The sequence below is a fragment of the Herbaspirillum sp. DW155 genome, from assembly GCF_037076565.1.
In the GTDB taxonomy this organism is placed as follows: Bacteria; Pseudomonadota; Gammaproteobacteria; order Burkholderiales; family Burkholderiaceae_D; genus Herbaspirillum.
Window position 1 is genome coordinate 2,487,436 of sequence record NZ_AP029028.1, and the last position, 13,723, is coordinate 2,501,158.

The window sequence follows — 13,723 nt, forward strand, 5'->3', positions numbered from 1 at the left end:
GGCGGATGACGCTCAATCAGACCAGTGCGACGAGGAAGGGCGTTATCTTGGATCAGCAAGCGGCAATGGAAGGCAATCCTCCTTTGAGCAAGGCGTATCGGCACGCTTTGCTGGAGGCAATCGATGACGGGTTCTGCATCATCGAATTCATCGATGGCCCGCATGGGCCGCTCAGTGATTACGTGCATATCGAAGCCAATTCAGGCTATTACCGGCACACCGGTATCGAAGGCATCGTCGGCAAGCGCCTGCGCGAAATCGAACCGGACAATGCCCAGGTCTGGCTGGACGTGTACGGTCAGGTCCTGCTGACCGGTCGGCCATTGCGTTTCGAGCAGGAGTTCCAGGCCGTCGGCCGCCACATCGAAGTCTCGGCCACCCGCGTGGGGCCGGTGGAAATGCGCCAGGTCTCGGTGCTGTTTCGCGACATCACCGTACGCAGGCGCACCGAAGCCGCGCTGCGCGAAAACGTCCAGCGCGTGCAGCTGGCGCTGGAGGCTGGCGCCATCATCGGCACCTGGATCTGGGACATACCCTCGGACCGCTTCAACGTCGACGAAGGCTTCGCCGCCGCGTTCGGCGTGCCCCCGGAAAAAGGCCTGGTCGGACTGACGCTGGAAGACCTGATGCAATCGGTCCACCCGGACGACCGCGAATTGCTTTCCACGCGCATTGGCGAAGCGCTGGCGCGCGGAGGCGCCTACGCCCACCAATACCGCACGCGTCGGCGCGATGGCCGTTACTACTGGCTGGAAGCCAATGGCCGCGTGGAGCTGACCCCGGACGGGCAGGCCAGCACTTTCCCGGGCGTCCTGATCGACATCGAAGGCCGGCGCGCCGTGGAAGCCGAACGCGACCGCGCCCTGGCGGCGCTGCGCACCCTCAATGACACCCTCGAACAACGCGTGCAGGAGCGCACCGCTGCCTTGCTGGAAGCCGAGGAAGCGCTGCGCCAGGCACAAAAGATGGAAGCCGTGGGGCAGCTCACCGGTGGCCTGGCACATGACTTCAACAACATCCTTGCGGGCATCAGCGGCAGTCTGGAACTGATGAAGGTGAGGCTGGCCCAGGGCCGCATTTCGGATATCGAGCGCCACCTCAATGGTGCGCAAGCCGCCGTCAAGCGCGCTGCCGCGCTCACGCAGCGCCTGCTGGCCTTCTCGCGCCGGCAGACGCTGGACCCCCGGCCCGCCGATCTGAACCGCATCGTGGCCGATATGCATGAACTCATTGGCCGCAGCGTCGGCCCGGCCATCACGGTGGAGACGATCGCCGCAGGTGGTTTGTGGAACACCTTCGTCGACATTGGCCAGCTCGAGAACGCCTTGCTCAACCTGTGCATCAATGCGCGCGACGCCATGCCGCACGGCGGGCGCCTGACCATCGAAACCGCCAACCGCTGGCTGGACGACATCGCCGCCATGCAGCGTGGTGTGGCGCCAGGGCAATACGTATCGCTGTGCGTGAGCGATACCGGCACCGGCATGTCACCCGATGTGGTGGCGCGCGCCTTCGATCCTTTCTTCACCACCAAGCCCACCGGGCAGGGCACGGGGCTGGGCTTGTCGATGGTGTATGGATTTGCCGGGCAATCGGGTGGCGCCGTGCGGATCTATTCGGAACTGGGGCAAGGCGCCACGCTGTGCATCTACCTCCCGCGCCATCTGGGCGAGGGTGGCGAAGATGATCTGTCATTGCCCGACGAGAGCAGCCTCCCGGCCGCGCCCGGCAGCAAGACCATCCTGGTGGTCGATGACGAGCCGCTGGTGCGCATGGTCACGGTGGAGGTGCTCAGTGACCTGGGTTACAGCGTCCTGGAAGCGGAAGACGGACCCTCCGCGCTCAAGCTGCTGACAGCCTGTCCGGAACTGGATCTGCTGGTCACCGACGTGGGCCTGCCCAACGGCATGAACGGCCGCCAGCTGGCAGATGCCATCCGCGCCCCGCGACCGGAGTTGCCGGTGCTCTTCGTGACGGGCTATGCCGAGAACGCGGTACTCAATCACGGCCACCTGGAGCGCGGGATGCAGGTGCTGACCAAGCCGTTTGCAGCCGATGTGCTGGCCCGCAGGGTCAAGGAACTGGTGGGGGATGATGAGCCGGCCGCGCAGTAAAGCAGGCAGCGGCAAGCCATAGCCGGGGGGGCAGGTCGGCTGGCACAAGCATCGTGGCCGTCCGGAAATTCTGTCTGCATGCGACTTTCGGACTGCCAGGTACCTCAAGGCGTCGTCTGAATAAGACAACATGCAGCGCGCCTGCCGGTTGTTCTTTAAATCGAAACTTGCTAGTATCTGCCGCCTAGGAGATGGCATTCCTCCTTGAACCGCCACCAACGTTCTGTTGGGGCTGATGATGCCTACAGCACCCTGGCAACCCGGGACTGTAGGCATGCGCCTGATAGTTCTGCGCCGGGCCGATGACCTTGATTCCTGGCAGCATGAAACCTCACAACTACCCCGAACAACTCGATCTGCTTCCCTACATCGGAAAGTGGTGCGTCATTGCCAGCCTGATTGCGGGGCTGGCTGGCTCGGCATCGGCTTTCTTCCTGTTTTCTCTGGACCATGCCACGCAATGGCGGCAAAGCCACGCCTGGATCATCTGGCTGCTGCCGCTGGGCGGCTTCGTGGTCGGTTGGCTCTACCTCCATACCGGCAAATCGGTCGAGGCCGGCAACAACCTGCTGATCGATGAAATCCACGATCCAAAAAAGGTGATCCCGCTGCGAATGGCGCCGCTGGTGCTGTTCGGCACCGTGATGTCGCATCTGTTCGGCGCCTCGGTCGGCCGCGAGGGCACGGCCGTGCAGATGGGCGGTTCGCTGGCAGACCAGCTGACACACCTCTTCAGGCTGCGGCAGGAGGATCGCCGCATCCTGCTGATGGCCGGTATCAGCGCCGGCTTCTCCTCGGTCTTCGGCACCCCCATGGCCGGCGCTATCTTCGGGCTGGAAGTCCTGGCCATCGGGCGCATGCGCTATGACGCCATCTTCCCTTGCTTCGTCGCCGCCATTGCGGCCGATCAGGTCGGTCTGGCCTGGGGTGTGCATCACACCCACTATGCAATGACCGGCAGCGCACCCATCGCGCTCTGGAGCGTGGCTGCCGTGATCGCAGCAGGCATCGTCTTCGGTCTGGTCGGCATGATCTTCTCCAACACCACGCATCGCCTGTCTGCTTTCATGAAGCGGCATATTGCCTATGCGCCGTTGCGCCCCTTCATCGGCGGCGTGGTGGTCGCGGTCGCGGTATGGCTGGTGGGCACGGATCGCTATATCGGGTTGGGCATCCCGGTGATCGTGGAGTCCTTTCAGCATCCGGTAGCGCCGTGGGATTTCCTGACCAAGATGATCTTTACCGTCACCTCACTGGGGACCGGCTTCAAGGGAGGGGAGGTGACCCCCTTGTTCTACATCGGTGCCACCCTCGGCAATGCCTTGGCGCCGCTGCTGCACCTGCCGTTTTCCCTGCTGGCGGGTATCGGATTCGTGGCGGTCTTTGCCGGTGCAGCCAACACGCCCATTGCCTCCACCATCATGGCCATTGAATTGTTCGGTCCGGAAATCGGCCCCTTCGCTGCGCTTGCCTGCGTGGTCAGCTATCTGTTTTCCGGGCATACCGGCATCTACCATGCGCAACGGATCGGTCAGGCCAAGCATCGTCCGCATCCGGAGGGGATGAAGATCTCCGAGGTCAGTGCCTACCGGGCAACACTGAAGAACAACTACCGGCAGCAAACCTCCGAAGCCGTGACAGAGAAGGCGCAAGGCCATGAATGAAACAGCCGTGCCTTGCGTGCCGCACGTCGGGTAAATAGCGCCTGGCGTTGTCTGAGCGGGCCTGGGGCGGCTGTACATGCCCACGTACTGTCCCCGTACTGTGCCGGTCATCGAAGCACGACGGCCTGCCCGCTATACTGGCACCTTGCACTTCATCCCAAACGGGACTCGCTCGCACTCACGCCTATTTATGAAATGGGTTCTAGAACAGGAAAGCGGCGTGTAGAACATCGTCCGGCCCGGGACGCTACTGATCGACAAAGGAGCAGGAATGGTACGGTCGCAAAGCAAGAGCCTCACTGAAAACGCAGATGATCATCCATCGGAAATCTCTTTGGATGTGACACTGGCGACCAGGCTGCAGGAAGGACGGCTGGGCGACCCCTTTGCATTGCTGGGGCCACGGGAGATCTCCGGCGCCACAGGTTCGGGGACTCGCAAAGCCAAACAAAAGCGGTTGCGGCTTTGCTGCTATTTTCCGGGCGCAAGCGCCGTGCGGGTATATGCCAGCTCACCCGACGCGCCCGGTGTGCCTGGAGCATTGCTGGACGATTTGCCCGAATGGTCGCCTGCCATCGAGACCGCCGCCGTGGGTCAAAGCGATGAAAACGCGCGTGCAGGCAGTGGCATTTTTTATGGTGAGGTAACGCTACCAATACGAGGCGCAACACACGCGATCCCCTATGTTTATCACGTTGCATGGCCGGGCAGGGATGGCACGGAAACGGTCCAGGTGACTGAAGATGTCTACGCCTTTGGCCTGTTGCTGAGCGACTTCGATCTGCATCTGTTTCGCGAAGGGCGGCATCGGCAACTGGCGCGCTGTTTCGGCTCGCAAGTGATGGTGATCGATGGCGTAGAGGGCGTGCGTTTCGCGGTCTGGGCCCCCAATGCGCAGCGTGTCTCGGTGATCGGCGATTTCAATCAGTGGGATGGCAGACGCAATCCCATGCGGCTGCGCCAGAGCGCCGGCGTATGGGAGTTGTTCATTCCGCGCCTGGGTGAGGGCGCGCTTTATAAGTATGAAATCATCGGCCCGCGCGGCGAACTGCTGCCTGGGAAGGCTGACCCGATGGCGCGCGCCACCCAAGCTCCTCCGGCCACCGCCTCGCGCGTCATCGATGACAGAAAACTGGCCGCAGGCCACCGCTGGCAGGATGATGCGTGGCTGCGCCAGCGTCCGCAGCGGCAGTCCCGCCAGGCGCCGATGTCGGTCTATGAAGTCCATCCGGCTTCCTGGATAAGGGTGACCGAAGAGGGCAATCGCAACCTCGACTGGAACGAGCTGGCCGACCGCTTGATTCCCTACGTCAAAGGCATGGGCTTCACGCATGTGGAGCTGCTGCCGGTGATGGAGCATCCGTTTGGCGGTTCATGGGGATACCAGCCCTTGTCGCAGTTCGCCCCGAGCGCCCGCTTCGGTCCGCCGACGGATTTTGCCGCCTTCGTGAATGCGTGCCATCGTGCTGAAATCGGGGTGCTGCTCGACTGGGTACCGGCGCATTTTCCTTCGGATGCGCACGGCCTGGCGTATTTTGATGGCACGCCTTTGTATGAACATGGCGATCCGCGCGAGGGCATTCATCAGGATTGGAATACCCATATCTACAATTTCGGGCGGCATGAAGTGCGCGGATTCCTCATCGCCAGCGCGCTCGAATGGCTGGAGCACTTTCATGTCGACGGCCTGCGTGTGGATGCGGTTGCTTCCATGCTCTATCGGGACTACAGCCGCAACGCCGGGGAATGGGTGCCCAATATTTATGGCGGCCGGGAAAACCTGGAAGCCGTGGATTTCCTGCGCGAGCTCAACCAGACGGTAGCCGAGCGCTGTCCCGGCGCACTGATGATCGCCGAGGAATCCACGGCCTGGCCCGGTGTCACGGCGCCGGTGGAGAAGGGCGGACTGGGGTTTTCCTACAAATGGAACATGGGCTGGATGCACGATACGCTACGCTACGTAGAACGCGACAGCATCCATCGGCGCTACCACCACCATGACATGACTTTCGGCATGGTCTACGCGTTCTCGGAATCCTTTGTGCTACCGATCTCGCACGATGAAGTGGTGCATGGAAAAGGCACGCTGTTGCAGAAGATGTCTGGCGACGCGTGGCAGCGCCTGGCCAATCTGCGGGCTTATCTGGGCTTCATGTGGACGCATCCCGGTAAAAAGCTGCTGTTCATGGGTTGCGAGTTTGCTGAAAACAACGAGTTCAATCCCGACCGATCCCCGCACTGGGATCTGCTGGATGATTTCCGTCATCGTGGCGTCCAGCGGCTGGTACGCGATCTGAACCGCCTGTATGTACGAACCCCGGCACTTTACCGCCATGACACGGAGGCAAAAGGCTTTTCGTGGGTGGTGGGCGATGATGCCGCGAACAGCGTATTCGCCTATCTTCGGCAGACGAGCGACGACGGCGGCCAAACCGATGCGCACAGCATGCATGCCAGTAATGAGACGGTATTGGTGGTGATCAACATGACGCCGGTGCCCCGTCACAACTACCGGGTCGGCGTGCCGCCAGGTGAGGCCGATCAGTATCAATGGGAAGAAATCCTCAATACCGACGCTCATTGCTATGGTGGTGCCAACGAGGGCAACGGCGGTCAACTGACCGCGCAACGGGAACCGTCTCATGGGCAGTCTGCCTCCCTGGTGCTGACCTTGCCTGCGTTATCGACCCTGGTGCTGCGTCGATGTTGAATGGCCTGCCGGCCTTTCCGTAAAGTGATCTGTTCTGGCTTTCCTGCTGATTGAAATCCTGCTGGCGGTAGCGGTCTATTACGTCCTGATCGCTTCGGTATTCAGCATTGGCTTTCAATGGCTGGCCCTGGAGTTGCACGGCATCGAAAAGAGTTACGGGCCGCAAAAGGTGCTCAACCGCTGACATCGCGAATGCAAAGAGCCGTCAAGTCATTGATTTCACTTGGTATTAATTTTCAACTTTGACGGCGGGACTTTTCATCCGCTGATGGTGACGGGTCTGCAGTGTTGCTCATTGATGGTCTACCTGACACAATGACCGGCTATTCGGTCATCGTTTACCTGCATGGACTTTCAGAAAAACATCAATGGCTTGCGCGCCATCGCAGTGCTTTTGGTTCTCTTGCATCATTTCGGCGTCCCGGGTTTCCGCGCCGGCTTTATCGGCGTAGACATCTTTTTCGTCATTTCAGGCTACCTCATCACCCGCAACATCGTTACCAATGTGGACGCCGGCAGCTTCCGGCTGGGCGCATTCTATAGCGCGCGCCTGCGCCGTATTGTCCCCGCGCTGGTGGTTGTATGCGTGGGCACAATGCTGGCGTTCGGGACCATTCTGAGCTCGGCCGATTATCTGAAACTGTGGCGCCACCTCGGCGCGGCGCTGCTCTTTTTTTCGAATGTCGCGTTTCAGCGCGAGGCGGGTTATTTCGATGCCGTTACCACCACCAAGCCACTGATACATACCTGGTCACTGGCAGTGGAGTGGCAGTTTTATTTCGCATTCCCGTTATTGCTGAAGGTCATCCCCCGCAAACGTCTTAAGCTGGCCCTGTTGAGCTTGTCGGGGATGTCACTGGCTTTCTGCCTGTGGCAGACACAACACAATCCGGTTGCCGCCTTCTACCTGCCTTTTTCACGCATATGGGAATTGCTGGCCGGAGGACTGCTGGCCCTTTATCCACCTCAATGCGCGGCCTGGAACAAGTTGAAGAACCTGGGTGCCCTTCGCTTGGGAGGCGCTATGGTTCTGGCCGGTTTGATGTTGACGGTGACTGAGCAAACCTTGTTTCCTGGTTGGGTGGCATTGTTCCCGGTCTTGACGGGGCTTTTGTTCATCGCGAACGGAGACGTCGGGTTCATGCGCAAATGCCTTCAGAACGGGATCGCGCAATTTTTCGGAAACATCTCCTATTCGCTCTATTTGTGGCATTGGCCCATCGTCGTATTTCTCACGCTGCTTCAGCAGGGGCATCTTTCCAGCATTGCCAGGATCGGCGGCATCTCGGCCTCCATTGTGCTCGGCTATTTATGCTGGCGCTGGATAGAGACGCCACTGCGCAATGACCGCCAGTTCTGGAGCAATCGTCGCATCGGCTGGAGCTATGCAGCCACCTGCGTACTGACCGGACTTGGCCTGGTCGCTGCCATCAAATCCGGTGGTATGCCTTTTCGCCTGCCCCAATATGTGCAACGTGCCGAGCTGGCATCGGCGGACGTGAACCCAAGGCGCGCCGAATGTTTTCTGGAGCGGGATGATGCGAAAGCCGCGCATCCGCCCACCTTCTGCCATTCTGGCCGCGCTGGCCCTGCCACCGCCATCTTGTGGGGGGATTCCTTTGCCGACGCGCTGCAGCCCGCGTTCGATGCTGCGTCCAGGCAGAGCAATTCGAGTCTCGAGGTTGCGACCGTTTCGGGCTGCGCTCCGATGGACGTTTTTCCTTACGCCGACGCGGCGGATCGGGCAAGATTCCAATCCTGTGCCTCCGGCTATCAGGCAAAGGTCCTCCAGCATATAGAAACCTCGCCAACGCTCCATACGGTAGTGATGGCGATGTTCTATCGCCTCTACGCGCCAGGCATCCTCACTGAACGCTTGCCCGTGGTTGTCTGCCGCCTGAAAGGTCTCGGTCGCCACGTCGTGCTGGTCGCCCCGATCCCGGTTGCCCAGTGGGATGTGCCATCCACCTGGGCCATGGAACAACTGATCAGACGTAAACCCATCGACAGCATGGCCGTGCCACGGGATGCTCAATCCGACATGGAACAGGTGTTTGCGACCGTGGAGTCTCGCATCGAATCGCTGTGTGGCGGTGTCGACATCATTCGGCCGATGGATGTGCTCTGTGATGAGCGACTGTGCAACCTGGTTGAACAAGGCCGCTCCAATTACTCTGATCAATGGCACCTGTCTGCTACCGGTGCGGCGCGGCTTGAAAGCCGGATTGCCAAACTGCTGAGAGACGGTTGACTTACCGGGGGCTGGGACCACGGACGACATGGTTGCCGGACCGTCGTTCTCGTCACGGCGATCAATCTCGCTCTTGCGCCAACGGCTCCTTATCACGGCTCTGGAACTTTAGAAACTGTGCCGGCCCGAGTAACAGACTATTTGCCATGTTTGATTCGCATAGAATTTAGCCATATGTCTTACTTCTTATAAGCGGTCAATGCGCTTCTGTGATCTCTCCAGCAGAAGCGTTCATTGAAGTCGGAGAGTGACATCCATTCATGCTCTTGCTCTGCTGGGTCGTGATAGATCACATTTTCTTTTGCTCTATCTACACCGATGAGAACGATGGCGTGGTCATATGATTCGTCAGTGTATATGGTCGCTTCAACGGGGCCGAATTTATCAAGCATCGAATATAAGTTTTCGATAGTCCATTGCTTGTCTTCGGGAGCAGGGATATTGATAAGATTCGCTCGTCGATTTCGCGTCTTGTAATCTAATTGACTGTCAAGTGCTTTGGGATTCCCTTCCGCATCATACAAATAACTAAAGCATTCTTTTCCTAGAGGCTCTGCTCCAAAGTATTTGCGAATCATATTCATCGTTGCGTCCCAGCACCCGTACGAGCCAGTTTGTTTTATGTACGGCACATCAGAAATCACCTCCACTTGCATTGAAGTCGAGCTTGATCCAACTGTGCTCATGTGGCCCCCTCGAAAGCCGTGTCTGATCTGAGTCGGGATGTCTTTTTTTTGACCTTTTGCCGCGTTGAGTAATTTGGCTTGCCGACTTTTCCCGAGAATACAGCTAGCCCACATGTGGGCGCCTGGGGTTTTCTTATCGTTCGTATCATCCCTCGCATTTAACAGATGACGATTCATGTGGTTGGCCTCTTCCGGGCCCTGGCTTGTGTGGTCGGTTCCTGAAAGGACGTTGAAGCTTGAAACTTTCATATTCTCTTTTGGTAGTTCATACGGGGCATTTCTAAGTAAAAACTTCTCCTTAAAAGTTCCAAATCGCTTTTAAAACACGCTCGCGGAAATAGTTCTTGAGCATCGTGTTGATTTGCTCGCAGATGGCGGCCGATGTCAAACACCGATGGACGCAATCCTTCCTGGTCTGGTTTCGGGAAGGACGGCATTCACAAACTGGCGTGCTACATCGCGAAATACTGCGGCAAAAAATGGAATGCAGGGACTTTGATCAGAAGCGCCGCTTCGCGTCGAGTGCATCCTAGCGACTGCCCCTTATCAAGGGAAAGAAACTTTGTAGTTCCCTTTTTAATATCATTTTTCGCGAATAAGAAAGCGAGTTAATTTTTAGAAACCTATGAGAATTACTATTTTTTCTGCTTATTCGTTTATTGCGTTTAAACGCATCTTCGGCTTTGAAATTTTTATAATCTATTTATTTATATTATTTTCTCGTCCTAGATGAATTGATTCTCAAAATAAAAGTGAATTTTCGTTGATGCTAACAAAAACTTACAAATCTCATTTCTGGTTATTGAATTTGTAAGGATTTTGTCAGCATAAAAAAGCGAGCTTATAAGAGAATGATCCTGTCACTTGGCATTAAGGTGACGTTCCCCTCACATTTATAAGGAGTTGAATTGCATTGAAATCTGACCCATTCCCCGGAAATTTGCACCCTAAGTTGACCCATGTGGTCTGATTTCAATGCAATTCAACCGAGACGCGGGATGACAGCATTTTGACTGCGTACATGGCCAAACGATTTAAGACTATTTGCCTAATGAGTGCAGGTGAGTTAATGAACTAAGTACTTATGATGCAAGACATAATTTGGTTCTGAGATTCCTATTCCTCGTTTTTGACGTTCTTGTCTGAGAATAGCTGAAAGATCAGCCGGCGCATCCATTGATTGCCGGGTTCCTTGTGGAACTTGGCATGCCAGAAGCAGTTGATGCCCGTCTCGGGTAGATCCACCGGATGCTTTAGGAATTGCAGGTCGAAAGGCTTGAGGCATTGCAACGCGTAGCGTTCCGGTACGGTCGCAATCATGTCGGTGGTGGAAAGGATATGGCCCACCGCCACGAAGTGCGGTACGCTCAGACGGATGTTGCGACGTATTCCCTTGCGCTCAATCGCTTCGTCCAAGCGCGCGTGTCCTGTGCCCGACGCTACCACCTTGACGTGATCGGCCTTCGAGAACTCTTCTACAGTGATTTTCTTCTTGTCAAGAGGATGTCCGCGCCGCATAAGACAAACGTATCTCTGCTCGAACAAGCGCTGTTGGAAAAATCCTGCCTTAAGCTGAGGCAGCAGTCCAACCGCCAAATCGACGTGACCAGACTCCATGCTTTCCTTGAGATTGAGCGAAGTGTTGCGGACCGTGTTGACCGTGATGTTGGGTGCCACGCTGGCCAGCGTATCCATCAGGCGCGGCAGAAAATAGATTTCACCGATATCAGTCATGCCGATGGTGAAGGTACGATTTGTGCGCTGCGGATCGAACAGTGCCTGCTGGTTGAGAGTGCTGTGAATGGCGCTGAGTGCGTAGGCAATCGGCTCGGCCAGCTGGATTGCCAGCGAAGTTGGTTCCATTCCTTTGGCGGTACGCAGGAACAGTTCATCTCCCAATAGCCTACGCAAGCGGTTCAGGGCATTGCTGATGGCCGGCTGGGTCTGCCCAAGCTTTTCGGCCACGATTGAAACGCGACGGTCGGTAAGTAGCTGGTTGAAGACCACCAGCAGGTTCAGGTCGATATCCTTCAGTTCCACAGACTTGTCTCCGGATAGTTTCTATTGCGGGCAATATCACTGGCAGTGATGTTAGACATTCATAGAATACTCTATGTTTATATAATGCCTGTTCCTATAATCGCCTCACCCATTCAAAAAGAAACGACAGGCAGAAGGAGACAGGCATGGAAGTCGTGGTGCAACCGCTCGGGCGTTCGCTGGCGGTGAAGGCAGGTGACAACCTGCTGGACGTGTTGCAAGTCAATAACGTACCGGTGTCCTACAGTTGCCGCGCCGGTCGCTGCGGCACCTGTCGTTGCAAGCTCATCGAGGGGCGCGTACTGGAATCAGCCGGTGACGCCAAGCTCACCAATCCCGGAGAAGGCAGTCATGTGCTGGCCTGCATGAGCGTCATCACCGAGAGCTGTGTTGTGGAGATCCCCGAGCCCGACGAAATCGTCATGCATCCCGCGCGTATCCTGAAGACCAATGTGGTTGAGATCGAAGACCTCACGCATGACATCAAGCGCCTGGTCCTGAAGTCCAGCAAGCCACTGTCCTTTTCACCAGGGCAGTATGCGCTGCTGCAATTTGCACCCGAGCATATCCGCCCTTATTCCATGGCCAGCATGCCGGACGATGACATGCTCGAGTTTCACCTGCGTCGCGTCCCCGGTGGACGCGTGACTGGCTATGTTTTTGAGCAACTCAAACTGGGCGATCAGGTACGAGTGTCAGGGCCCATGGGTACGGCCTACCTGCGCAAGAAACATGAAGGACCGCTGCTGTGCATTGCCGGCGGAACCGGGCTGGCGCCGGTACTCTCCATCGTGCGCGCGGCAACTGTACTGAAGATGACCAATCCCATCCATCTCTATTTCGGCGTGCGCTCGTCTCGTGATCTGTACGGCATGGATTGGCTGGAAGCTCTCGCTCGCAAAAATCCCAACCTGCATACCCATGTCGTGCTGGCGACCAACGAGCCCCGCTCAAGTCACCGCGTAGGCCTCGTAACCGACGCCGTCGCCGCCGACTGGCAGGATCTGAGTGGTTGGCGCGCTTATCTGTGCGGTGCTCCGCCGATGGTGGAAGCGGCGACGTTGATCGCCAAGACCAAGGGCATCGCCATGGAGCACATCTACGCGGATGCGTTCTATGCCAGTCCCAACTAAGTCAAGGAATGAGAATGAAAATGGATATCCCTGAACAGGTCCGCGTCGCCCGTGCACAGTACTACGAGCAGATCAATAGGTTCAGCATGACGCCACTGTGGGAAGTGCTGGGACGACTCGTACCGAAATCACCGACGCCGCTGGTGCAGCCGGTGCTATGGAAATACGCCGAATTGCGTGAGCAGGTCATGCTGGCCGGGCGTCTTATCAGTGCAGAAGAGGCGGAGCGCCGTGTGCTTATCCTGGAAAATCCCGGTCTGCGTGGCAACTCGTCCGTGACGCAGAGTCTCTATGCCGGCCTGCAACTGATCATGCCTGGCGAGGTTGCTCCGGCTCATCGCCATACGCAGTCTGCGTTGCGCCTGGTGCTGGATGGTGAGGGCGCCTATACCGCCGTTGACGGCGAACGTACGACCATGCGCCGCGGCGACTTCATCATCACCCCGGCCTGGACCTGGCACGACCACGGCAATCTCGGCAAGCAACCAGTCGTCTGGCTGGATGGCCTGGATATTCCGTTAGTGCGCTTCTTCGATGCAGGATTTGCCGAGCCTGGTCACCACCTGTCGCAGGAGGTCAACCGTCCTGAAGGCGATGCGCTTGCACGCTACGGCAGCAATATGGTTCCAGTTGATTTCATGCAGGCCACCAATGCACCCACCAAGGTCTTCGTCTATCCGTACGAGCAGAGTCGCGCGGCGTTGGAGGCGATAGCCAGAGGGCCTGTCGATCCTCACCATGGATATAAGCAGCGATTCGTCAATCCCGCCACAGGAGCGTCGCCGATGCCGACCATGGCGGCCTTCATCCAATGGCTACCCAAAGGATTCGAAACTCTGCCTTATCGCAGTACCGATGCCACTGTGTATGTCTGCCTTGAAGGAGAGGGCGAAGTGTACGTCGACGACCAGTTGCTCCAGTTCCAGGAGAACGATGTTTTCGTTGTGCCTTCGTGGAGCAGCCTTCAGATGAAATCCAGACGCCGCTCTATCCTGTTCAGCTATTCGGATCGTCCGGCTCAGCAGGCCCTCGGCCTATGGCGCGACGAACGCATGGTGTGCCCGGGAGGCTAGCCCGGCGAACTGGGTGGCCCCCGGTATAGCACTACTTTTCTTTCGTTATTCC

8 protein-coding genes and 1 riboswitch are annotated in these 13,723 nt (G+C 57.6%); of the genes, 6 read left to right on the forward strand and 2 right to left on the reverse strand.

What is annotated here, in order from left to right; translation table 11 throughout:
- The first annotated feature begins 65 nt into the window (after positions 1 to 65).
- The 4 genes from AACH55_RS11410 to AACH55_RS11425 all read left to right on the forward strand — a co-directional run bounded on the left by AACH55_RS11410 (position 66) and on the right by AACH55_RS11425 (position 8,739).
- Positions 66 to 2,114 carry a response regulator gene (locus AACH55_RS11410; RefSeq protein ID WP_338719724.1) on the forward strand — a complete coding sequence of 683 codons (2,049 nt, stop codon included), beginning with the start codon at positions 66 to 68 and terminating at the stop codon, positions 2,112 to 2,114.
- 178 nt (positions 2,115 to 2,292) lie between these two features.
- Positions 2,293 to 2,366, forward strand: a riboswitch (Fluoride riboswitch).
- 71 nt (positions 2,367 to 2,437) lie between these two features.
- Positions 2,438 to 3,778 carry a voltage-gated chloride channel family protein gene (locus AACH55_RS11415; RefSeq protein WP_338719726.1) on the forward strand — a complete coding sequence of 447 codons (1,341 nt, stop codon included), beginning with the start codon at positions 2,438 to 2,440 and terminating at the stop codon, positions 3,776 to 3,778.
- Between the two features lie 271 nt (positions 3,779 to 4,049).
- Positions 4,050 to 6,488: a 1,4-alpha-glucan branching protein GlgB gene (glgB, locus tag AACH55_RS11420; protein WP_338719728.1), complete on the forward strand. Its 2,439-nt coding sequence runs from the start codon at positions 4,050 to 4,052 to the stop codon at positions 6,486 to 6,488.
- 346 nt (positions 6,489 to 6,834) lie between these two features.
- Positions 6,835 to 8,739 carry an acyltransferase family protein gene (locus AACH55_RS11425; protein ID WP_338719730.1) on the forward strand — a complete coding sequence of 635 codons (1,905 nt, stop codon included), beginning with the start codon at positions 6,835 to 6,837 and terminating at the stop codon, positions 8,737 to 8,739.
- Between the two features lie 179 nt (positions 8,740 to 8,918).
- On the opposite strand, the gene AACH55_RS11430 is transcribed toward AACH55_RS11425, so the two are convergent.
- Positions 8,919 to 9,674, reverse strand: a complete 756-nt coding sequence (locus tag AACH55_RS11430) for a papain-like cysteine protease family protein (RefSeq protein WP_338719732.1) — start codon at positions 9,672 to 9,674, stop codon at positions 8,919 to 8,921.
- 867 nt (positions 9,675 to 10,541) lie between these two features.
- The gene (locus AACH55_RS11435; RefSeq protein WP_338719734.1) at positions 10,542 to 11,465 is read right to left on the reverse strand and encodes a LysR family transcriptional regulator; all 924 of its coding nucleotides are present in this window, start codon (positions 11,463 to 11,465) and stop codon (positions 10,542 to 10,544) included.
- 146 nt (positions 11,466 to 11,611) lie between these two features.
- Between AACH55_RS11435 and AACH55_RS11440 the strand changes: the two genes are divergently transcribed.
- Both AACH55_RS11440 and gtdA read left to right on the forward strand, forming a co-directional pair.
- Positions 11,612 to 12,598, forward strand: coding sequence for a 2Fe-2S iron-sulfur cluster-binding protein (locus tag AACH55_RS11440; protein WP_338719736.1), 987 nt, complete (start codon positions 11,612 to 11,614; stop codon positions 12,596 to 12,598).
- A 14-nt stretch (positions 12,599 to 12,612) separates the two neighbouring features.
- Positions 12,613 to 13,671 carry a gentisate 1,2-dioxygenase gene (gtdA, locus tag AACH55_RS11445; protein ID WP_338719737.1) on the forward strand — a complete coding sequence of 353 codons (1,059 nt, stop codon included), beginning with the start codon at positions 12,613 to 12,615 and terminating at the stop codon, positions 13,669 to 13,671.
- The last annotated feature ends 52 nt before the right edge of the window (positions 13,672 to 13,723 follow it).

Coding starts and splice junctions, on each gene's coding strand:
- AACH55_RS11410 (WP_338719724.1), top strand. CDS start 66: ATGGAAGGCAATCCTCCTTTGAGCAAGGCGTATCGGCACGCTTTGCTG.
- AACH55_RS11415 (WP_338719726.1), top strand. CDS start 2,438: ATGAAACCTCACAACTACCCCGAACAACTCGATCTGCTTCCCTACATC.
- glgB (WP_338719728.1), top strand. CDS start 4,050: ATGGTACGGTCGCAAAGCAAGAGCCTCACTGAAAACGCAGATGATCAT.
- AACH55_RS11425 (WP_338719730.1), top strand. CDS start 6,835: ATGGACTTTCAGAAAAACATCAATGGCTTGCGCGCCATCGCAGTGCTT.
- AACH55_RS11430 (WP_338719732.1), bottom strand. CDS start 9,674: ATGAAAGTTTCAAGCTTCAACGTCCTTTCAGGAACCGACCACACAAGC.
- AACH55_RS11440 (WP_338719736.1), top strand. CDS start 11,612: ATGGAAGTCGTGGTGCAACCGCTCGGGCGTTCGCTGGCGGTGAAGGCA.
- gtdA (WP_338719737.1), top strand. CDS start 12,613: ATGAAAATGGATATCCCTGAACAGGTCCGCGTCGCCCGTGCACAGTAC.